Source organism: Chryseobacterium sp. HNCC26DJ239, assembly GCF_057180445.1.
Genome location: NZ_JBXUGJ010000005.1, coordinates 1 through 22,976, shown reverse-complemented (window position 1 = coordinate 22,976; position 22,976 = coordinate 1). Strand labels below are relative to the sequence as shown.

At 35.0% G+C, this 22,976-nt stretch carries 16 protein-coding genes; 8 read left to right on the top strand and 8 right to left on the bottom strand.

The window, feature by feature from the left end:
• The first annotated feature begins 178 nt into the window (after positions 1 to 178).
• The 3 genes from AC2A1D_RS11715 (at position 179) to AC2A1D_RS11705 (ending at position 2,905) form a co-directional block, all read left to right on the top strand.
• Positions 179 to 691, top strand: a complete 513-nt coding sequence (locus AC2A1D_RS11715) for a YceI family protein (protein ID WP_484043828.1) — start codon at positions 179 to 181, stop codon at positions 689 to 691.
• A 174-nt stretch (positions 692 to 865) separates the two neighbouring features.
• Positions 866 to 1,690: a 4,5-DOPA-extradiol-dioxygenase gene (gene ygiD, locus AC2A1D_RS11710; protein WP_484043827.1), complete on the top strand. Its 825-nt coding sequence runs from the start codon at positions 866 to 868 to the stop codon at positions 1,688 to 1,690.
• A gap of 42 nt (positions 1,691 to 1,732) precedes the next feature.
• Positions 1,733 to 2,905, top strand: coding sequence for a carboxypeptidase-like regulatory domain-containing protein (locus AC2A1D_RS11705; RefSeq protein ID WP_484043826.1), 1,173 nt, complete (start codon positions 1,733 to 1,735; stop codon positions 2,903 to 2,905).
• A gap of 169 nt (positions 2,906 to 3,074) precedes the next feature.
• On the opposite strand, the gene hutH is transcribed toward AC2A1D_RS11705, so the two are convergent.
• The 4 genes from hutH to AC2A1D_RS11685 form a co-directional block, all read right to left on the bottom strand.
• Positions 3,075 to 4,565 (bottom strand): histidine ammonia-lyase, encoded by a 1,491-nt coding sequence (gene hutH / locus AC2A1D_RS11700; RefSeq protein ID WP_484043825.1) that lies wholly within the window; start codon positions 4,563 to 4,565, stop codon positions 3,075 to 3,077.
• A 239-nt stretch (positions 4,566 to 4,804) separates the two neighbouring features.
• Positions 4,805 to 7,150, bottom strand: coding sequence for a phosphocholine-specific phospholipase C (locus tag AC2A1D_RS11695; RefSeq protein ID WP_484043824.1), 2,346 nt, complete (start codon positions 7,148 to 7,150; stop codon positions 4,805 to 4,807).
• Positions 7,151 to 7,241: 91 nt separating this feature from the next.
• A complete protein-coding gene (locus AC2A1D_RS11690) occupies positions 7,242 to 8,723 on the bottom strand; it encodes a SusD/RagB family nutrient-binding outer membrane lipoprotein (protein WP_484043823.1) in 1,482 nt (493 codons plus the stop codon).
• Positions 8,724 to 8,733: 10 nt separating this feature from the next.
• Positions 8,734 to 11,874, bottom strand: a complete 3,141-nt coding sequence (locus tag AC2A1D_RS11685; RefSeq protein WP_484043822.1) for a SusC/RagA family TonB-linked outer membrane protein — start codon at positions 11,872 to 11,874, stop codon at positions 8,734 to 8,736.
• A gap of 302 nt (positions 11,875 to 12,176) precedes the next feature.
• On the opposite strand from AC2A1D_RS11685, the gene AC2A1D_RS11680 reads away from it, so the two are divergent.
• Together AC2A1D_RS11680 and AC2A1D_RS11675 are read left to right on the top strand one after the other, a co-directional pair.
• Positions 12,177 to 13,298 carry a vWA domain-containing protein gene (locus tag AC2A1D_RS11680; RefSeq protein ID WP_484043821.1) on the top strand — a complete coding sequence of 374 codons (1,122 nt, stop codon included), beginning with the start codon at positions 12,177 to 12,179 and terminating at the stop codon, positions 13,296 to 13,298.
• A 60-nt stretch (positions 13,299 to 13,358) separates the two neighbouring features.
• Positions 13,359 to 14,798 (top strand): AAA family ATPase, encoded by a 1,440-nt coding sequence (locus AC2A1D_RS11675; RefSeq protein ID WP_484043820.1) that lies wholly within the window; start codon positions 13,359 to 13,361, stop codon positions 14,796 to 14,798.
• A gap of 86 nt (positions 14,799 to 14,884) precedes the next feature.
• On the opposite strand, the gene AC2A1D_RS11670 is transcribed toward AC2A1D_RS11675, so the two are convergent.
• From AC2A1D_RS11670 to AC2A1D_RS11660, 3 genes are all read right to left on the bottom strand, one after another.
• Positions 14,885 to 15,349: a VanZ family protein gene (locus AC2A1D_RS11670; RefSeq protein ID WP_484043819.1), complete on the bottom strand. Its 465-nt coding sequence runs from the start codon at positions 15,347 to 15,349 to the stop codon at positions 14,885 to 14,887.
• A 197-nt stretch (positions 15,350 to 15,546) separates the two neighbouring features.
• Complete coding sequence (locus AC2A1D_RS11665; protein WP_484043818.1) at positions 15,547 to 16,197, bottom strand: hypothetical protein; 651 nt, start codon at positions 16,195 to 16,197, stop codon at positions 15,547 to 15,549.
• Between the two features lie 158 nt (positions 16,198 to 16,355).
• Positions 16,356 to 17,984 carry an acyl-CoA carboxylase subunit beta gene (locus tag AC2A1D_RS11660; RefSeq protein ID WP_484043817.1) on the bottom strand — a complete coding sequence of 543 codons (1,629 nt, stop codon included), beginning with the start codon at positions 17,982 to 17,984 and terminating at the stop codon, positions 16,356 to 16,358.
• Positions 17,985 to 18,329: 345 nt separating this feature from the next.
• Here AC2A1D_RS11660 and AC2A1D_RS11655 point away from each other — a divergent pair, with 345 nt between their 5' ends.
• The 3 genes from AC2A1D_RS11655 to AC2A1D_RS11645 are packed head-to-tail and all read left to right on the top strand — an operon-like array spanning position 18,330 to position 21,074.
• A complete protein-coding gene (locus AC2A1D_RS11655) occupies positions 18,330 to 19,208 on the top strand; it encodes a DMT family transporter (RefSeq protein WP_484043816.1) in 879 nt (292 codons plus the stop codon).
• Between the two features lie 12 nt (positions 19,209 to 19,220).
• Positions 19,221 to 20,303, top strand: coding sequence for a putative type IX sorting system protein PorV2 (locus AC2A1D_RS11650; RefSeq protein ID WP_484043815.1), 1,083 nt, complete (start codon positions 19,221 to 19,223; stop codon positions 20,301 to 20,303).
• A gap of 9 nt (positions 20,304 to 20,312) precedes the next feature.
• Positions 20,313 to 21,074, top strand: a complete 762-nt coding sequence (locus AC2A1D_RS11645; protein ID WP_484043814.1) for a hypothetical protein — start codon at positions 20,313 to 20,315, stop codon at positions 21,072 to 21,074.
• 52 nt (positions 21,075 to 21,126) lie between these two features.
• Here the strand turns inward: AC2A1D_RS11645 and uvrC are convergent, their stop codons facing one another.
• Positions 21,127 to 22,917 (bottom strand): excinuclease ABC subunit UvrC, encoded by a 1,791-nt coding sequence (gene uvrC, locus AC2A1D_RS11640; protein WP_484044124.1) that lies wholly within the window; start codon positions 22,915 to 22,917, stop codon positions 21,127 to 21,129.
• Positions 22,918 to 22,976: the final 59 nt, after the last annotated feature.

Below are 22,976 nucleotides of genomic sequence, written 5' to 3'. Positions count from 1 at the left end.
GCGATTTCATAATCAAAAATTGAATCGCCCAAAAATAAGAATTTTTAAATTCAAAAAAATAAAAGCATTTGAATACGAAATTTTTATAGATTTTTTCATTTCTTATCCTAAATCAATGAAACCGAAATACATCTTGTCCTACATTTGCATCATACAATAACAATAAAAACAAAATATTATGGCTACAAAATGGAACCTAGATCCTACGCACAGCGAAGTAACTTTTAAAGTAAAACACATGATGATCTCTAATGTGAAAGGACAGTTTAAAACTTTCAATGCAGAGATTGATGCAGACGACGATAACTTCAACAACGCTAAAGTAACTGCAACGATTGATGTAAACTCTATCTTCACCAACAATACAGACAGAGACAATCACTTAAAATCTGCAGAATTCTTCAACGCAGAAGCAAATCCTACGATTACGTTTGTATCTTCTTCTTTAAACAACGAAGTTGAAGGAAACCTTACCGTAAACGGAATTACAAAACCTGTAACTTTAGATGTAGATTTTGGTGGGGTAAACGTAGATCCTTGGGGAAATACAAAAGCTGGTTTTTCTTTCGAGGCAAAAATCAACAGAAAAGATTTTGGTCTAAACTGGAACGCTGCGCTTGAAGCTGGAGGAGTAATGGTGAGCGAAGAAGTAAAAATCGCCGGCGAACTTCAGTTTGTAAAGCAAGCTTAATTTTCTTCTAAAACCACAAAAGTCACAAAGGCTCTTAAAGTTTCAAAATTTTACAAAAGTGCAAAAAAGCGAGCGTTAATAAGCGTTTAATTTTTTTGAACTTTTACGAGTATTTTTTAAACTTTCCTTTTGAGACTTTTGTGGTTTAATTTTATAACGTTTCACTTCTATACTATGAATCTTCACGATCTTGAAAATATCAGCAGCGGTTTTAAAGCAACACAAAAAATGCCTGTTCTTTTTTTAGGACACGGTTCACCAATGAATGCTATTGAAGAAAACCAATTTGTACAAGGATTCCGAAAGGCGGCACAAGAAATTGAAAAACCCAACGCGATTCTTTGTATTTCTGCACACTGGTTTACAAGAGGAACTTTCGTTACGGCGATGGATATGCCAAAAACCATCCATGATTTTGGTGGTTTTCCTCAAGCACTTTTTGATGTGCAATATCCTGCTCCCGGAATTCCGGAATTGGCGCATGAAGTTGCCGAAATTTTAACTCCGATTGTAGAAGAAGATCACAGTTGGGGTTTGGATCACGGAGCTTGGTCGGTCATTAAGCACATGTACCCAAAAGCTGATATTCCTGTTATTCAGATGAGTATAGATTACAACAAACCGCCACAATATCATTTTGAATTGGGAAAAAGACTTTCAAAACTAAGAGAAAAAGGTATTTTGATTATCGGAAGCGGGAACATTGTTCACAACTTAAGAATGGTAGATTGGAAAAACATCAACACCGTTGGTGCAGGTTGGGATTGGGCTGTAGAAGCTAGAGAAAAAACCAACAATTGGCTTCTCGACGGAAATTTCCAGAACCTTATCGATTATAAAAACCACGGTACGGCTCTTCAGTATGCTGTTCCAACACCGGATCATTTTTTACCGTTGATTTATACTTTAGGTTTAAAAGAAAAAACAGAAAGCTTACAGCTTTTTAACGACGAATTAATTGCCGGAAGTTTAAGCATGACGAGTGTAAGAATTGGATAAAACTTTTTTTTAATCACGTAAAAATGAGTAATATTGTTTACCATGAAAAAAACACTATTACTTTTACTTTTCTTGTTGCCTTTCTGCTGCACTTTCGCTCAAGTCATCAAAGGAACGGTGGTGAACGATATCGACCAACCAATTTCGGACGTTAATATTTATTTGGACGGAACAAAAACTGCAACAACTTCTGCACAAAACGGAACTTTCACATTGAATATTCCAAATGTGAAAACGGGTGTTTTAGTCTTTCAAAAAGATGATTATGAAACTTTTACTGTAAACGTTTCTGAAGTCTTCAACAAAACTCTAAAAGCAACTTTGCTAAAAGCTCAAAGTATTGAAGAAGTAAAAATTATTCCTTTCACAGAAGCAGCTTACAAAAAGTATATCAATTATTTTCTAAACGCTTTTATCGGTGTAGACCAGGAAAATGTAAAAATTAAAAACCAACGTTCGTTGAAGTTTTCTTACGATTCAGACAACAAAATTTTAAGGGTAAAAGCACCGCAAACTTTAATTATTGAGAACAAAAATTTAGGATACACCATCAAATACAATCTTGTAGAATTTTCTTCTGATCTAGAAAACCGAACTACACAATTTTACGGAACAAGTTTCTTTACCGAAACCAAAAACACCGATAAAATGAAGCTGAACCGAATGAATGCTTTTAGCGGAAGTCAGGTTCATTTTTTCAGAAGTGTTTTTACGAAAACTACCAAAGATGAAGGTTTTGTGGTGAATCAAATCACTAAATTTCCGAACGAAAAATATCCTACCGAAGCAGAACTTGAACGTTTAAAAGAATTTACAGCAAGTATAAAAGATAAAAAAAATGCGTTGAGTTTTCCTGCCGATATTCTCGATATTGCGGGAAGAAAAAGAAACGAATCGCCGTACAAAATTGGGATTACCAAAACATTAATTCCAGAAACAGATTACACTAAAAACGTAGATGGAAAGCTGGTTTTAGACTACAATTACATGCTTCAGATTAATTTTAAAAAGTATTATTACGAAATTAAAAAAGGTGAATTTGTAAAAGCTAAAATTCCAGTGGTGCAAACTTCTTATCTTCACCCCGAAGGTGAAATCTTTGAAATCAGCAGCGACGGAAACACTTCAAACCCAGGAATGCTTACCAACCAAGGCGAGTTTGCCAATAATAAAATCGAAAATCTGCTTCCTTTAGACTATCAGTTAGGTGATTAAAAAAAACGAAAAAGCTTCAAACTTTAAATTTTAAAGAAAAAAGTATTCTTGTATCATTAAAATTAAAACCTCACAGATTTCGAAAACCTGTGAGGTTTGTTATATTTATTGTTTAAGTTTTTCTCATTGAAACAACATTTTGAAAATGCTAATCAAGGAGAAATTTTATTTAAAAATTAACTACAAATTTTCTATCGTTAATCAATTGAGCAATCGCCAACATATCTTTCCCGATTAATCTGTCGTCTTCCAATTTTGCTACTTTAGAACGTAAAATTGCGTAGTTTTCTTCGATAATTTTTGAACATTTTGCAGGTCTTCTAAACTCTAAACCTTGCGCAGCAAACATTAATTCAACCGCTAAAATATTCACTAAATTCCCAAGAACCTGGTTGAATTTTCTTCCCGAAATACTTCCCATAGAAACATGGTCTTCCTGCCCTAAACTTGTCGGAATTGAATCTGCAGAAGCCGGGAAACACAACGTTTTATTTTCTGTAACCAACGCCGCAGAAGTATATTGAGGAATCATAAATCCTGAATTTAAACCCGAGCTTTCCGTTAATAATCTTGGTAAACCGTACTTGCCTTCCAACAACAAATAACTTCTTCTGTCTGAAATATTTCCTAATTCTGCTGCCGCCAAAGTTGCATAATCTAAAGGCAATGCCATCAATTGACCGTGGAAGTTTCCTCCAGAAATAGATTCTTCTGCGCTTAGTACAATTGGGTTATCGGTTACAGAATTCAGTTCTGTTTCAGCCATCATTTTTAAATGTTCGAAAGCATTTCTACTTGCTCCATGAACTTGTGGAACACATCTCATCGAATACGGGTCTTGTACTCTTTCGCATTCTTCATGCGCTTTTAGGTTTTCAGAATTCTTTAAAAATTTCACCATTCTTGCCGCTACTTTTTTGCTTCCTTCAAATGGTCTAATCTCGTGAAGTTCCTTCTTGAAAGGACTTGCAGAACCTCTGTATGCTTCCAAACTCATCGCCGCCGTCATATCTGCCAAATCTAAAAGGTATTCGAATTTTTCTAAACCTTTAATCGCATGAGCCAAAATAAACTGAGTTCCGTTGATTAATCCTAAACCTTCTTTTGGCCCTAAAACCAAAGGTTTCAAGTCATTTTTTTCTAAAACCTCATCGGTTTCAAAAATTTCGTTTCCAACCCAAACCTGTCCAAGACCTAAAAGTGGTAAAACCAAATGTGAAAGTGGCGCCAAATCTCCGGAAGCTCCTACAGAACCTTGCTCTGGAACAACAGGAATAATGTCTTTCTCTAACATCAAAATCATTCTCTCGATTACATCAAGAGAAACTCCCGAAAATCCTTTAGACAAGGCATGAATCTTCGAAATCATCATAATTTTCGAAAGTTCTTTATCGATAGGTTTTCCTACACCAACTGCGTGAGAAATAATTAAATTATATTGAAGTTGAGCCGTTTCATCTGCCGAAATTTTAGTATCACAAAGAGGTCCAAAACCTGTATTAATCCCATAAACACACTGGTCTGATTCTACAATCTGCTGTACGTTGTTCTGAGATTTCAGGATTTGTTCTTTCGCAGCTTTATTAAGCTTTGCTTTATTTGGGGCTTTACAGATTTCTAAAACATCGTGAAAACTGAAAGTGTCTAAACCGTAAATCATTTCTAAAAAATTTTGCTAAAAATACACATTTTGAAGCATACTTAAAACGCTGTGAAATAAGCCCAAAATTTTATCAAAAAAGAAACAGTTTTGCCATTCTTTTTGATTCGGAATAACGAAAAAAAATAATATTTAAAAGATTTCTATTTTTTGAATCTTAAGATTAATAAAGCAAGCAAAAATAAAATGCCCAAAACATCTGTTTTGAGCACATTTTATATAAATTTAGCTAAAAAACATTACGCCCAATGTGGATCTGTAACCGTAGGTTTCCCCGACTCTATTCTTCCTGCAAAATGCCAAGTTTGTTTGGCGGTTTTACATTTCAAATCGTACCATCCTTTCATTTTAGAAACATCAACAACAATTTTTTGTTCTCCAGAACGTACATTGATGGTTTCCTTCTTCTTTTCGTACAAATTTTCAAGTTCTAAACTTGCGCTTTTCCCCGAAAGAGATTTAATGATAATTTCAATTTTATTGTCCGCCGATTTGTTGAGCAGTAAAACTTCAATTCCTCCATTTTTATCACCATTAAATTTTCTTACAAAACCATTCGGACCGATAACTTCCAAATTATATTTTTCATCCGAAACAGAATGCTCCAGTTTCAACTTCGAATATAAAGCGTAAGAGTAAAAATGTGCTCCTGTTTTCCATTGGTTTTTGTCGTAAATCATTAAAGGAACAGCAGCTTCCACAAGATTCGTCATCACGATTTTATTATTTTCAAAATTTACCAAATAATCGTAAGGTAAAGAATTTGAAGGTTTTATTCCTCTTTCCTGAACATGATGAAGTTGGGGTTTCAACTCGTTTTCTTCGTACCATTTCAATTGCGGAACAGGTTTATTTTTAGCTGAATTAATGGTTTTCGCAAATTCTTTTTGATTTAGATAATCCATTTTTGGAATCTTCGATTCTTCTCTGTTAAAAGCAGAAGTAAGATCGCCACAAATTGCTCTTCTCCAGTCGCTAATGTTATGAACCGTAACGTCTTTTTTATACTTTTTCTGAATGAATTTCTCTAAAAACTGCAACACAGAAGTGTGATCTGAAACCTCAGAATTCACAAAACCACCTCTAGACCAAGGCGAAGCAATAATCATCGGAACACGGAAGCCTAAACCTACATTTCCTTCGATTTTTTCGTTATCTCGAAGCTTTTGAGTCGACATATATTCCTGCTTTTGGCTTACATATTCTGCACCGTCTTTACCATTAAAATCAATTGGCTGACTCGGGTTTACAGGCGGAGCAAAAGGAACAACATGATCGAAATAGCCATCGTTTTCGTCATAATTAATAATGAAAATTGTTTTTTTCCACGTTTCAGGATCTTTCGTTAAAATGTTTAAAACCTCAGAAATATACCACGCTCCATACCACGGCGAACTTGGATGATCTGAAAATTTTTCAGGTGCGATAAGCCAAGAAACCGTTGGCAATTTTTTATCTGCAACATCTTTTCTAAACTGATGCAAAATATCACCTTTCGGAACAACCAATCTTTCCCCATTTTCATCCGTTCCCACTTCTATTTTCCAATAATCAGGGTCGTTTGAATTGATAGTGAACGCTTTTTCATGAAGATTTTTTTCCTTTTGCGAAAGCTTCGCAAAATTATTTGGATGATACGTAATTTTATCTTCTTCCAGTTCTTTTATTAAACCGTCGAAACGTTCTTTATTATTCGGATTTTTCTCAATTTCTTTTTGTAAACGGGTAATCAGATTTGGAATATTTTCGTAATAGCCTTTAGAGAATTTCACTTTAAAATTTTCAAACCATTCAATCGGGTTATCGGTAAAGTTGCTTAGCCAAGATTCTTCTTCACCAGGCATTCCTTTTGGTAAACTAATTTCGTTCTGATACATTCGCCAAGAGACATTTTGCTCTTCTAAAATTTCAGGGAAACTTTTCCATTTTGCCTGTTTATTTTTATCGTAATCAATATTATCATTGTACACGTTGGCTTTTACTTTTCCGTTTTTTTCTTCACGAATCGTTCCCGACCAATGGAAAAGTCGGTTGGGCGTAGTTCCCGTTAAAGACGAGCAAAAATATTGATCGCAAATGGTAAAAGCATCTGCCAATTGATAATAAAAAGGTAAATCTTCACGATTATAATAGCCCAAAGTTAAAGGCATTTCTTTATATTCTTTTCTTCCAGAAGCTTTTGCCTGAAGCCATTGATCGTACTTCATCCCATTCAAAGCATGTTGCTGATCCGACCAAGAATGTGGCAAAGAACTCATCCAGGTAGATTTTGTATTTCGCAAATCTAATCTTCCCGGCGCAGCATATTTCCCTTGATTATTTTTCTGAAAAAACACAGAATGACCATCTTCTTTTACCAAAGCTGTTTGATCTAAAAAACCACGAACACCCTTCAAAGCACCAAATGCATGATCGAAAGAACGGTTTTCCTGCATCAAAATAACCACATGTTCTGCATCATAAAATGTAGATCCTAAAGCTGGTTCAATCGTTAATGCCTTTAAGATTGCCGGATGAAGCATACTTGAAGTGCCTAAACCCGCCATTAAAAGCCCTGATTTTTCTAAAAATTTTCTTCTGTTCATTTTTATAAAAGGGTATCAATAAGAAACCGCAAGTTATCATGATAATCTTACGGTTCCATTATGTTACATATTAAAATTTTGTTTTTTTATCTTACTGCAACCACCAAGGTTTAGAAGTAATATTGTCTTGACCTCCGTATTGCGACGCCAAAGCCGCCTTAAGATTTGCATTGTTGTAGTTGTACTCTACTTGCGGATATCTGAATCGTGAAGGCGCCGTAACTCCTGTTTGAAGAGGTAAATTTGGATAGCCTGTTCTTAAATAATCCTGATAAGAAGTCCATTGTCCTTGATGAAACATCGTCATATATTTCTGCGTAATAATCTTTTCAAGCTGAGTTTGTAACGGTGCAGAATTATTGTACACCACCAAAGAAGTCGCCAAATAATTATCTACATTAAAACCTGTAAAATACTGATTCGGGTTTTTCACATAAGTTTGGTAAAACTGAAAACTTGCTTTAATCGCGTTGTCATAATGCGTTTTTGCAGAACCGGAAATCCATCCTCTTGCGGTAGCTTCAGCCAAAATAAATTCTAACTCTGCGTAAGAAAGTATGTTTGATGGCTCATTTGTTGGATCTTTGTAGAATCTCTCATTTACTTTCGAAATGTTTTTAGCCGTAATTAAAGCAGCGTTATCCGAATAAGGCGCAGTAGGATTTCCACCGTTATAACCACTAAAATTGGTAATTGCCAAACCGTTTTCTTTTGCAGAAGTAGTTTGCTCTGCAAATGTGAAAAGCCTAGGATCTTGCCTGTTTTTAAACATATCGATGAAATAATTTGCCATATACAAACTCGATCCGTAACCGCTGCTGTTGAAGGTTGTATATCTACTATCTGCAACATCTACAAATTTCAACTCCCCGTTATCCTGAATAGAAGTCATCAAAGATTGATTCCCAACAATAGAAGCGAATTCATTGGCAATATTAATTCCTCCAACGGTTGTTTTTTTAGACAAAGTCATCAAAACTTTCAAACGGAAAGAGTTGATTAATTTTTTCCATTTTGTAGCGTCTCCTTTATAAATAATGTCGCCACCAATCACATCAGAAGAGTTGATTAAATCGTTGGCTTCTTTCAATTCGTTCAGAATTCCTGCCATTACGGTTTCTTGGCTGTCGTATTTCGGTTGGGTAATTGCAGATTCACCTTTTACGGCTTCTGTGTAAGGAATGCTTCCGAATTTCATACTCAAATTAAAGAAATGAAAAGCCCTGTAAAACTTTCCGATTGCGATATAATTTTTGTTGTTGATTTTCTCGGCTTCCTGCATCATTTTTACAGTATTCAGAAGGTCTGTACTGTAAGTATTGAATGACGCGTCGTTCCATTTCATGTATTGATACACGTTTTCGCCATCCGTCCCAATCAGCATTCTTGAAGCATACATTGGATCGCCCTGAACGCCGAAAGCATTTTTAGAAACATACGTCAACAAATATTGAGGATCGATACTTGCCTGATCATTGGGATTTTCATTGATCTTATCGAGATTGGTTTCGCAAGACGAAAGTGAGAATAACCCAATCGCGAAAACTGCTGTTTTGAAGATATTATTTTTCATTTGTTTCTAGTTAAAATTTAAGATTAAAACCAATCCCAAACCATCTGCTTGAAGGATCTTGAATATCGTTTGAAGAATTTATTTGAAAATCTGGGTCTGAATAAAGGTTTTTAGACTTCTTCCACATCGCAAGATTGTATCCTGAAATATTTGCCGTGAAAGTTTTCACAAAACCATTCGGATTTAATAAATGTGAGAAATCATATTCTAAAACTACTGATCTCAACTTCACGAAAGTACGGTCGAAAACATTCGCAAACAATTCGCTTTCGTCTTCTGTAACTCTCGCTTGATAAGGGTAATTCTGCGCCCAACTTTGGAAACTGATCGGTTTTGTATGTGTGGTGTAAGTTCCTGTTGCTGCATTATAATTTACTCCATCCGGAACGAAATAATAAGTTCCTGGGGTTGCATATTCTAAATCTCTATACGCTGTAGAATTCGGATGTTTACCTCCCCACCACATTTTTTCTACCACTTGAGAGCGCATTACGCCACCTACACTTCCGTCGATTCCGATATTTAAACTTAGTTTTTTATACTTAAAATTGTTGTTGAATCCGAAAGTCCAATCTGGGTTGAAATGTCCTAAATAACTTGGCGTTGTAGATTTTGTAGGCATCCCTGTTGTAGCGTTCAAGATCACTTTTCCGTCCGGAGATTTTTGCCAGGTGGTATCGTAATAGCTATCCATTCTTTCGCCTAATTTGATGTTATTGTAATTAGGCATTCCGTTATAGATTTCCGTTAACGTTTTTTCGTAAGTACTCCAGTTAATTAATGATTTCCAAGTAAAATTCGCTGATTTTACAGGAACCAATCCCAATGAAATTTCAAGACCTTTTGTCGTGTACTCGTTTCCGTTTACGTACTGATTCGTAAATCCTGAAGAAGGCGTACTCGGGAACTGAAGAATATTATTATAATCTAAAGTATGGAAATACGTTGCATCTAGCGTAATTCTATTGTTGAACAAACCTGCAGACAACCCCAATTCATAAGATTTTGTTTGCTCTGGTTTTAATGAATTTTCGTAATTCAGTGTGGTTGGATAATAGTAAGTTGGGTTCCCATTGAAAGTAACTCCGCCATTATTTACGTAGTAATTTCTGATGGCATAAGGTTGGAAATCGTAAGCCACTTTCGCCCAAGATGCAGAAACTTTTAATAAATTAATCGTTTCCGGCATTTTCACTAAATTAGAAATAACTGCACTTAATGAAGCCGAAGGATAGAAATACGATCTGTTTTCTTTCGGTAATGTTGAAGACCAGTCGTTTCTTCCGGAAATGTTGATGAAAAATGCGTTGTATAAACCAATATCAACCGTTGCATAAGTAGAGTAAATCAATTTTTCTTTCAAGTAATCGTAGTACTTCACGGCTCCTTTAGAATTGTCTAGTGAATAAATTTCAGGAACCGTCAAACCGTCTGTTGAAGCATTATCAACTTGGTTTTTATAGTAGAAAGATGATGCTCCCGCATTTACAGCGAAATCGAAATTTTCAGAGATCTTTTTCTTGTATGTTGCTAAAACATCCGAGTTAAAATTCCACGTTTTGGTATCGTTCAAAATATAACCTCCACTTCTCGGCGCACTGTAATTGAAATATGAATACGGACTTAAAATCTCCTGTTTATTATGATTTTCCACAATAGACATTCTTCCTTTAATCGAAAGATCTTCCGTCGCTTTGTATTCTAAACTTGTTTGCGCATTAATAAGGTCTGTACGGTTTTTGTTTTTATATTTTTGAGCTCCAAACCACGGGTTGTTGTACCAAGCGTAGTTCCAGTTGGCTTGTGTAACTCCTTCTTTTCCTGGAACCCAGAGATGATTTTTCAGCGCATTTCCGTCTACATCTCCTCCCATCCAAATCAAAATGGTGTACATGTGACCACTTGGATTATAGTCGTAATTCGGAATATTTGGGGTAAAAGTTTGGTTGAAATTAAACTTCGTATCAAACACAAATTTCTTTCCGATATAATTTTGAGATGCAAAATTGACTCCGTAACGCTGCAAATAAGCTTCAGGAATTCTGTCATCATAATTCATAAAATTCCCAGAAAGTCGGTAAGAATCTTTATTGTGTTTATAACTGATTGCGAAATTATTGTTGTTGATAATCGCCGGTTTCATGAACGTTTTCAAATTATCATGATATTCCCAAGCAATAGGAACTCTTTCGTAGCGAGATTTATCGTTATACATGGTTCCGGCAACCGTACCGTACCATTCGATAATTTGCCCTGTTTGTTTATCACGAATCGGGCTGTTCCACTGTGCAATTTTTAAACCTGGAACAAACTTCGGTCCCCAAATCATGTCTCCATCATTTACACCACCATCGGCTCCGTCCCAGAATTCATATTTACCTTGAGAACCGTTTCCGTATTCAGTTTGAGTTTTAGGAAGATTGGTAAAACCTGCCGTAATCATCGTATTTTGAGAAAAATCTACAGAAAAACCGTTCTTTTTAGCACCTTTCGTTGTAATTAAAACGGCTCCGTATCGACCTCTAGAACCGTAAAGCGCAGAAGCTGTCGCTCCTTTCAATACGTTGATATTCGCAATATTATTAGGATCTAAACTTTGAAAAACTTCAGCATCTACAATAATTCCGTCGATTACATACACCAAATTGGTGTTTCCTCTTAACGAAAAAACAGGTTTTTGCTGCATTCCTGTAGGGTTAGAAACATTAAGACCTGCAACTTGCCCTGTAAATAAGTTTCCTAAATTGGGCGTGGTAATGGTTTCAAATTGTTTGGTATTTACTTCCTGCGTAGAATATCCTAGTTTTTCTTTCTTTTTAGCAATTCCCAATGCGGTAATTACAACACCGTCAATTTGTTTTTCATTGGTCTTTTTTAGAACGATAGAATAATTTTTTCTTTTCGAAACTTCTACCGTGTACAAAGAATAATCTGCTAAATAAAATTCTAAGATATCTTTAGGATTCGCAGAAATAGTAAAATTTCCGTTTTCATCCGAAGTTACAGAAGTTCCTGTATTTTTATCCGTAATGTGTACACCAGAAACTGCAGTTCCGTCTTCAGATTTTACCGTTCCCGAAATATCTGCTTGCTGCGCGCTCAAATACAAAGGCAACAAAAGCACGGGTAATGTGGCTAAAGTTTTTTTCATTGTTTTAATTTGACGGCAAAATTAGACAGAGACTATTACCTACGTTTTAAGCCTTTATTACGATAAAAATATAATTTCAATGAGAGACAATAGAGAAAATTAACAGAATTTTAAAGCCTAAAAATGGGGTATTTAAAGAAATTTTTGCTTTTTCTACTTTATAATCTTCCAATTTTTCTAAACAAGAAAATTCATTTTAAATCTTTCTTAATTTTTTGATGTTAAAAGTTATTTCTGTTAACAAATAGTGAAATAGACTAAATCTCTCAAAAGTCTCAAAATTTATATCGTAACTTTATCTTATGAAAGAACGAATTGTAAGCGGTTTCAGATTTGAAAACTACAAAGCACCCGAACTCTCTGTATTTGATCGGTTGCTTGAAATTTTTACAGATTTGCTCACCCATACTTCAGGCGATTTCGACGAAGCTATCGATTGGCTTAGAATGCTAGACGAAGAATACAAGCTTACCACTCCCGATTATACCATTGATGATTTTATTGAAGACCTAAAAAAGAAAGGATACATTCGTGAAGAAATAAAACCCGACGGTTCAGGAAGCGGCATTGGCTTAAGCGCTAAAATGGAGCAAAACATTAGAAAACAAGCCTTAAAACAGATTTTTGGAAATCTCGGAAAAAGCGGAAACGGAAATCACAAAACCAACAAAAGCGGAAATGGCGAAGACAGCACCGGAGAATTCCGAAACTATAATTTTGGCGATTCTGTAGAAAAAATTTCTATTACGGAAAGCCTTAAAAATGCCCAAATTAACAACGGAATTGGCGATTTTCGTCTTACAGAAGACGATTTGATTGTAGAAGACAGCATTCATCAATCACAAATGAGCACAGTTTTGATGATCGATATTAGTCACAGCATGATTTTATACGGTGAAGACCGAATTACGCCTGCCAAAAAAGTAGCTATGGCACTTGCCGAGCTTATCACAACACGCTATCCAAAAGATACATTAGACATTATCGTTTTTGGCGACGATGCATGGCCGGTGAAAATACAGGAACTTCCTTATTTGAATGTGGGACCTTATCACACCAATACCGTTGCCGGATTGCAATTGGCGATGGATATCTTGCGCAGAAAAAGAAATACCAACAAACAGATCTTTATGATTACCGACGGTAAACCAAGTTGCGTGAGAGAACCCGACGGAACATATTATAAAAACTCTTTCGGGCTCGATGAATATGTGGTGCAAAAATGCTACAATATGGCATCGCAAGCAAGAAGATTGCACATCCCAATTACCACTTTTATGATTGCGCAAGACCCTTATTTGCAACATTTCGTGAGCGAATTTACACAAGCCAATCAGGGAAAAGCTTTTTACACCGGTCTAAACGGTCTCGGACAAATGATTTTCGAAGATTACGAAACCAACAGAAAGAAAAGAATTCGATAAAAATTTCAAGTGAAAATTTTAGCATTATTTTAATTTTACAATAAATCAGATTACAATACAATGGCTGCAAAACCAGAAATAAAAACACTTGGTGCACTAAAAGCATCAGGATATCAAACCAAAAATATTAAAGACGAACTAAGAGATAATTTAAGAACAAAAATCATTAATAAAGAAACTGTTTTTGAAGGAATTTTCGGGTACGAAAACTCGGTAATACCTCAGTTGGAACAGGCAATTCTCAGCCGACACAATATTAATCTTCTCGGCTTGCGCGGACAGGCAAAAACAAGACTGGCTAGAATGATGACTTCTTTGCTGGATGAATGGATTCCTTTTGTGGAAGGAAGCGAAATAAACGACGATCCTTTACAGCCTATTTCCAGATTTGCTAAAGAATTAATCGAAAAAGAAGGAGACGAAACGCCTATCGATTGGCTACATCGTGACGAAAGATTTTTCGAAAAACTAGCGACTCCAGATGTAACGGTTGCCGATTTAATTGGCGATGTAGATCCTATAAAAGCAGCCAACCTCAAACTTTCTTACGCAGATGATAGAGTGATTCATTTTGGGATGATTCCAAGAGCGAACCGCTGTATTTTTGTGATTAATGAATTGCCAGATTTACAGGCAAGAATTCAGGTTTCTTTGTTTAATATTTTACAGGAGGGCGATGTTCAAATCAGAGGATTTAAAGTGAGAATGCCTTTAGATATTCAGTTTGTATTTACTGCAAATCCTGAAGATTATACCAATCGAGGAAGCATCGTTACTCCTTTAAAAGACAGAATTGGTTCGCAAATTTTAACGCATTATCCTGAAAACATTCATATCGCTAAAGAAATTACCAAATATGAATCTGATCTTGATGAAAGACAAAAAGAAGGAATTTACATTCCAGAATTGGCAAAAGATCTTTTAGAACAAATTGGTTTCGAAGCCCGTGAAAGCGAATATGTTGATGCTAAAAGCGGGGTAAGTGCAAGAATGAGCATCACTGCGTTTGAAAATCTTTTGAGTACGGCAGAAAGACGTGCTTTAATTACCGGTGATGAAAAAACTACCGTTAGACTGAGCGACTTTGTCGGGATTATTCCTGCCATTACAGGAAAAGTAGAACTCGTTTATGAAGGCGAACAAGAAGGCGCAGAAGCGGTTGCCGAAATGTTGATTGACCAAGCTGTGAAAAGTTTATTCGGAGCTTTATATCCTAAAATTGAAAAACTCCAGAAAAAAGAAGCAGAAACACCTTATGATCCAATTATTGATTGGTTTATGAGTGATAAAGGATTCTTAGAAATTACCGATAATTCTTCCGACGAAAACTATACAAAACAACTTAATATGATTACTCCTCTAGACGATTTAATCGATAATTACAGACCTGAAACGAAAAACGAAGACCGTCTATTTATGAAAGAATTTATTCTTTGGGGACTTTCTACAAGTAAAAAACTCAATAAAGAAAGATTCAAAACTGGAGTTTTCTTTTCTTAGGAAATTTAAAAATAAAATTTAAAAAGAGGCTTGATTTTTTTCAAGCCTCTTATATTTTAGTAATAAATCTTTTCATCATTTGCTCATCAAGCAGTTTCTAGAGTCTTTTCGTACTCGCACAACTCAAAATGAAATCTGATGTTGGCAATATTCTTCCAGGTTGCGTATTTGTAAAGAACAAAACCTAAACCCATCCCCATTGTATTCAAAAAAACATCATCAATATCGGCAACACCTCTTCCGCTAAAGTATTGTGTGGTTTCTACCAAGCTAATGATTACGAGAAAAAATGTGGTAATTAAAACAAGTGAATTGAACTTTTTGATGCATAAACCCAACCATCCAAACGGACTGAAAACGAAAACATTTCCTATAATATTGAGGAGAAAATCGTCACTATCAACATCATCTGTAAAAAAATGTTCGATGGTGGTAAATGGTCGTATCTGTAAATATGAAATTTCGGAAGCTTCTCTCCCAGCTCCAAAAAACATCATATAAAGCAAAAACAAAGTGTACAGAGAAATAAACACTGCAAAATATCTTTTCATAAAATCCTATTTCGTATTGAAGTGCTATTAGTTTTTACTGCTTACTTATGAAGCAAAAAACTTTCCCAATTATGTTAAATAAAAAAACTTTAAGAATATTTATTATTACTTAACATAATTATACATAGTAATACTACTATTCTTCAACAAAAAATAGGTCTTAAAAGATAGAAAACCCTTTATTTATAATGGTTATACTATTCTTTCTTATAATTTCCTTGGATGTATTTCTTTTGTTTAACTTTCAACACTTCTGGAAACCAATAGTGTTTGCCGAAAGTTTTTGTGATACTTTGCGTACAAAGCATTTCTTTGTTTCTAATCGTAAGTGTAACTTCATTTAAATAGTTTTTCTCCGAATTGCTAAGCTGAACTTCAGCAACAGAAGATTCTTTCACCGTTCCGTCTGCATAAACTGCTTTCCATTGATAATTATATAAATCTGAAATTTCTTCTGGAGAAAAGGAAAGCATTTCATCATTAATTTTAACATGTTTAAAATCTGAAATAGAAGTTTCGCATTTTTTAGATTCTTCTGCAGTAGCATCCAAAAACTGAATATCTTTTTCACATATTTGAGTTCCAGAATTGGTTTCTACAGAAAGGTGAACTTTAACAATTCCTGGTTTCAAGCCTTTTACCACTATTTTCCCTTCACTATTTTCTTGAATCGCAATTACATCTGATGAAGAAAACTTCCAGAAGTAGCAATCGGGACATTTTGCAGCAACGTCCGACATTAGTTTTATACTTTCTCCGACTTTTGAGGATTCTCCTCCAAGAATATTACATTGGGAAAAAACGAGAGAACTTATTAAACTAAATACTAAATTAAAATACATTTTCATAATTTAACATTTAAGATTTCAAAAAATAAAAATTACAATTCATCACCTTGCCCAATAATGATTACAAAAACCGTACTTAAAATGTCTATTAACTTGCAAAAATGAAAAAAGTCTCACAAAATGTGAGACTTGATTATATTTTGTGGAAAAACAAGAAATCAAACCTGAATTACGCCCAAATTAAATTTCTCGGTAATTGGAGAGTGGTCTGCTGCTTCAATTCCCATAGAAATCCATTTTCTGGTATCAATTGGGTTAATGATAGCATCTGTCCACAATCTTGCAGCAGCGTATGTTGCTTCCGTCTGTTTTTGGTATTTTTTAGAAATCGTATCTAGAATTTCGTTGTGCTCTTCTTCTGTAATTTCTTTTCCTTGCTTTTTCAACGTAGATTCTTGAATTTGTGCTAAAACTTTCGCAGCTTGTGCACCTCCCATTACAGCTAAATCTGCCCATGGCCACGCTACGATTAATCTTGGGTCGTACGCTTTTCCGCACATTGCATAATTTCCTGCGCCGTAAGAATTTCCTGTGATAATAGTGAATTTAGGAACCACAGAATTCGAAACTGCATTTACCATTTTAGCTCCGTCTTTAATAATTCCGCCGTGTTCAGATTTTGAACCTACCATAAAACCTGTTACATCTTGCAAGAAAACCAACGGAATTTTTCTTTGGTTGCAGTTGGCAATAAATCTTGTCGCTTTATCGGCAGAATCAGAATAAATTACACCTCCGAATTGCATTTCGCCTTTACCGCTTTTCACCAATTTTCTTTGGTTGGCAACAATTCCAACGCTCCAACCATCAATTCTCGCGGTTGCACAAATAATACTTTTGCCGTAATCTGGTTTATATTCTTCGTATTCAGAATTGTCGGTTAAACATTTAATAATATCAAACGTATCGTATTGTTCTGCTCTAGAAACCGGCATAATTCCGAAAATATTATCAGGACTTTCTTTTGGAGCGGCAGGTTCGATACGGTCAAAACCAGCTTTTTCATAGCTTCCAATAGATTTCATGATGTTTTTAATACGATTTAAAGCATCTTTATCATCTTTCGCTTTATAATCTGTAACGCCAGAAATAGAACAGTGTGTAGTTGCTCCGCCTAAAGTTTCATTATCAATACTTTCGCCAATTGCAGCTTTTACCAAATAACTTCCAGCCAAGAAAATAGAACCCGTTTTGTCTACAATCATCGCTTCGTCGCTCATAATCGGCAAGTAAGCTCCTCCTGCAACACAACTTCCCATCACAGCAGAAATTTGGATAATTCCAGCAGCACTCATTTTAGCATTATTTCTAAAAATTCTTCCGAACATTTCTTTATCTGGGAAAATCTCGTCCTGCATTGGCAAATAAACTCCCGCAGAATCTACCAAATAAATAATCGGAAGTCTGTTTTCCATCGCAATTTCTTGCGCACGAAGATTTTTCTTTCCTGTAATCGGAAACCAAGCTCCCGCTTTTACAGAAGCATCATTAGCAACAACGATACATTGCTTGCCTGAAACATATCCCATTACCACGACAACGCCTCCACTTGGGCAACCACCGTGCTCTTCGTACATTTCGTAGCCTGCAAAACCTCCAATTTCAATAGAATCTGAATCTTTGTCTAAAAGATATTCGATACGTTCTCTGGCGGTCATTTTTCCTTCCTCACGAAGTTTTTGTAATCTCTTCTCTCCACCGCCTTTTTTTATTTCTGTAAAAATTCTGTTGATCTCAGAAAGTTTCAGTTTATTTTGATCTTCTCTTTTATTGAATTCTAAATCCATTAAATCTTATTTTATTGCGTCTAAATATACTACTTTTAGCCAAATGAAATAAATTGCCTTTTTACAGGCATAAACAGATGGTTTTCAGAAAATTAAGATTACTTTAACTATCAATCATTTTTATTTTGGCAATACTTTTGCTAAATTTACAGTAGAGAAAAACGAGATAACATCTCAGTTTATGCTCTAAGTTCCTAGTTTATTTTTTTAATAGTTTATTATTTGAAGGCCCTGAGAGTTGAACAGATTTTCAGGGTTTTTTTTGTATTATTTCTTCCTATAATTATAGATTGTTTCCAACTTCTTATTTGTACTTTTGCAGTGGTCAAAAACTAATTTCACTAGATGAAGAAGCAGGCACTTTTCAGGCTACATTTTATTGTCTTTTTATGGGGATTTACAGCAATCCTCGGAAAACTTATCACTGCCTCTGCAACAGTTCTTGTATTTTACAGAATGCTAATTGCAGCAGTTTGCCTGTATCTTTATATCAGAGTTTTTAAAAAAGAAAGCATCAAAATTTCCAAAAAGTTGTTTATTCAGCTTGCTGGGATTGGGGTTGCGATGGCTTTGCATTGGTATTGTTTTTTTCATTCCATCAAAGTTTCTAACGTTTCCATTGCATTAAGCTGCCTTTCTCTATCTACATTATTTGCCTCAATTCTAGAGCCGATCATCTTTAAAAGGAAAGTTGATGCCACAGAAGTAATTATGGGAACGGTAATCGTAGCATGTATTCTTTTAATTTTTAAAACTGAATTTCATTACAAGGAAGGAATAATATACGGAATTCTTTGTGCTATCTTCGGAACCATATTTTCGGTTTTTAATGGTAAAATGTTTGGAAAAACGAGTTCAGGCAACATTATTTTTTACGAAATCTTCTGCGGCTGGTTTATTTTAATGATAATTTATTTATTAACCGGACAATTTTTTACTTTAAATGAAATAAATTCACGAGATTTGGCGTTAATAGGCTTGTTGGCAATAGGTTTCACTGCTTTTCCGATGTTAGAATCGGTAAAATTGATGAAATATATATCGCCTTTTACACTAATTTTAACAGTAAATTTAGAACCAGTCTACGGAATTATATTAGCTTTTTTTATCTTTGGAGAATCAGAACACATGGGTTCAGTATTTTACGTGGCATCTTTGGTGATGATTTTAGCAATTGTCGTAAATGGTCTGATTAAAGCAAAAAAACAAAAGCAACTTAAATAAGCATCAAATTATATGATGAAAAAATATTTTTTACTGGTTTTCTCGTTCATTTTTGGGATTTCTCAGTCGCAAATTGTCAGAAAATATTCCAACGAGTTCTTGAATATTGGAGCTGGAGCGAGAGGTTTGGCAATGGGAGGCGCTGTAATTTCCAACCAAGACGACGTGTACTCTCCTATGTGGAATCCTGCTGGACTTTTAGGCATTCAAAAAGATTGGCAAGGTGCAGCAATGCACGCCGAATATTTTGAATCGATTGCCAAATACGATTATCTAGCCTACGCAAAAGTTTTGGAAAACGGAGTTTTTGGAGTTTCTGTAGTAAGATTGGGAGTTGATAACATCTTAAATACCACACAATTAATAGATACAGAAGGGAATATTGATTATGACAAAATCACGCAGTTTTCTCAATCTGATTATGCAGGGATTATTTCCTACGCGTTTCGTCCCGGAGGAAATCAAAATCTTGATGTAGGGGTAAATGCAAAAATTGTTTACAGGAATGTAGGTAAATTTGCCAGTGGATATGGTTTTGGGTTCGATGTAGGAGCAATGTACAGATTAGACAGTGGTTACAAAATCGGAGCAATGTTAAGAGATGCAACTACTACGGTCAACTTCTGGAATATTAATCAGAAAGAATTATCAACAGTAGTCAACGGAGAAGAATTTAACCCTGCTCCTACCGATAAAATGGAACTTACAATGCCTAAACTAAACGTAGGTGTAAGTAGAAATTTTGAAATCAACAATACAATGTATGTTCTTCCAGAAGCCGGAATTAATATAGATTTTGCAAAAACTGCAGCTTTACTTTCTACAGATTTTGCCAGTCTTACGCCTTACGCGGGAGCAGAATTTGGCTATCAAAAAATGATTTTTGTGAGATTAGGAGTCAACAGATTTCAGTCGATTACAGATATTGAAGATTTAAGCAGAAAAGTTTCATTCCAACCGAGTGCCGGTTTAGGAATAAGATACAGAGGTCTTACTTTAGACTATGCCATTAGTAATTCAGGAATTGGCGGTTCCAACTTTTACTCCAATTTCTTTTCTTTGAAACTTGATATTGGAGAATTCAGAAATGATTAAGATTTAGCAATGAAAAAATTAGCATTTGCATTATTTACAATGAGCTTTACGGCAGTTTTCGCTCAAAAAGTTTCAGATTATCAATACATTAGCTTACCCGAAAAGTTTGAAAGTTTTAAAAATGATAATTATGGTCTTGATAAAGTCTTAAGAGCTTCATTAAGCCAGAAAAAATATACTGTTTTACCTTTAAACAGGTCACAATGGCCAGCTGAAGCCAATCAAAATCCTTGCGGAATTTTAACTGCGGATGTTGTGAACGACAGCGGAATGCTTAAAAATAAAGTGATTCTTCAGTTTAAAGATTGCAACAATAATGTTTTGGCTTCACAAAAAGGAGCTTCTTACATTAAAGAATTTGAGGAAGGATATCAAGATGCTTTAAAAATAGCTTTAAAAGACGTTCCTGTCGCAAATCCGGTTTCTCTTCCTGCAGTTTCAGGAAATGTTGCTGTTGAAAAAACTCAAGAATTAAAAGCAGTAGAACCTGTTGCCGCGAAACAAAATCCAACGCAATCCAACAGTGCTGAAGCTTTTATGTTCAACAATACAAGACTTCAAAAAGTACAACTGAGTAAAGAACAATTTATTTTAGTAGGAACTAATCCTGCACCATTTGCTACTTTTTCAGCGACTGGAAAAGGTGATGTTTACAGAGTAAAATTAGAAAATGGGGACATGGGAATTGGCTATTACGAGAACGGAAATCTTATCATCGAAACAAGTGATAATAAGGGCGAAAATGTAAAAACTGTTCTGAAAGCGCAGTAAAATAATAAAAATAAAAAACGGTCAGACTCTTTTGAATCTGACCGTTTTTTATTTAATCATTGAAATATTCCCAAATAACTTTTGCTTTAGATTTTCCTAAAATTTCTTCTAAAGTTTCAAGGTTGGATTCCTTTATTCTCTTTACCGATTTCAGTTTTGAAAGGAGTAATTCTATTGTTTTTTCGCCAACTCCTGGTATTTCTTCAAGTTCAGATTTTATGGTAGAGTTTTTTCGTCTTGTTCTATGGTGTTTTACTCCAAAACGGTGCGCTTCGTCTCTTACGCGTTGTAAAACCTTCAAAGTCTCCGATTTTTTATCTAAATATAACGGAATTGGGTCTTCCGGAAAGAAAATTTCTTCTAATCGTTTCGCAATCCCCACAATTGTAATTTTACCGTAAAGACCAAGAATTCTCAAACTCTTCACGGCAGAAGATAATTGTCCTTTTCCACCATCAATAAGAATCAATTGAGGCAAAGTTTCACCTTCATCAAGCATTCTCTTATACCGGCGAAAAATGACTTCTTCCATGGTCTTAAAATCATCCGGACCAACAACTGTTTTAGGATGAAAAATTCTGTAATCGGCTTTACTTGGTTTCCCATCTTTAAAAACAACACACGCCGAAACAGGGTTCGTTCCTTGAATATTTGAGTTATCAAAACCTTCAATATGACGAGGTTCAACAGGCATTCTCAGCAGCTTTTGCATTTCAGCCATAATTCGGTTCGAATGTCTTTCTGGGTCTACAATTTGTACCTGTTTCAGTTTTTCAATACGGTATTCTTTTGCATTTTTTTCAGAAAGTTCTACAATTCGTTTTTTGTCACCAACTTTCGGAACAATCAATTTTACATTTGGAATTTCTACTGTCAAATGAAAAGGAAGCAAGACTTCTTTCGAATCTGAATCAAACTTTTGTCGAATTTCAATAAGTGCTTCTTCCATAATTTCTTCATCCGTTTCCTCAAGCATTTTCTTTATTTCCGTTGTAAAACTTTGGATAATGTTTCCGTTTCTAATTTTAAAGAAATTAACATACGCAGCTGTTTCGTCACTCGTCATACCAAACACATCAACATCATCAATATTCGGATTCACTACAGTATGTTTAGCTTGATAATCCTCTAAAACATCAAGTCGTTCTTTAATCAATTGTGCATTTTCAAACTGAAGAAGAGAAGCATAACGAGTCATCTGTTGAATCAAATATTCCTTTGCTCCACGGAAATCTCCTTTAATAATGCCACGAATAGCATCAATTTTCTGGTCATAATCTTCCTTAGATTCCAGACCTTCACACGGACCTTCACAGTTTTTAATATGATATTCTAAGCAAACTTTATATTTAGAATCCTCAATTTTGTTGGGAGCTAAATTCAGGTTGCACGTACGAAGTTTATAAATATGTTTAATCGTATCTAAAAGTACCTTTGCGGGACGAACTTTCGCGTAAGGACCATAATATTCCGAACCGTCTTTAATTTTGTTTCTTGTAAGAAAAACTCTGGGAAAATCTTCATTTTTGATACAAATCCAAGGATAAGTTTTATCATCTTTCAACATTACATTATAAAACGGTTGATGCTCTTTAATCAGATTATTTTCTAACAAAAGCGCGTCGTATTCGCTGTTTACAATAGTTGTTTCAAGGCGGTTGATTTTCCCAACCATAATTCTCGTACGATACCCAGAAAGCGTTTTATTGAAATAAGAAAGAACCCTTTTTTTTAAATTTTTCGCTTTCCCTACATATAATAGATTATCATTCTTATCGTAATAACGATAAACACCTGGGTCTGATGGTAAAGTTTTAAGCTGTAATTCTAAAGAAGGATTCATTACACAAAAATAAACAATAAAAATCAATTTTATAAGAAGCTTATACCCGCTATCCGCTT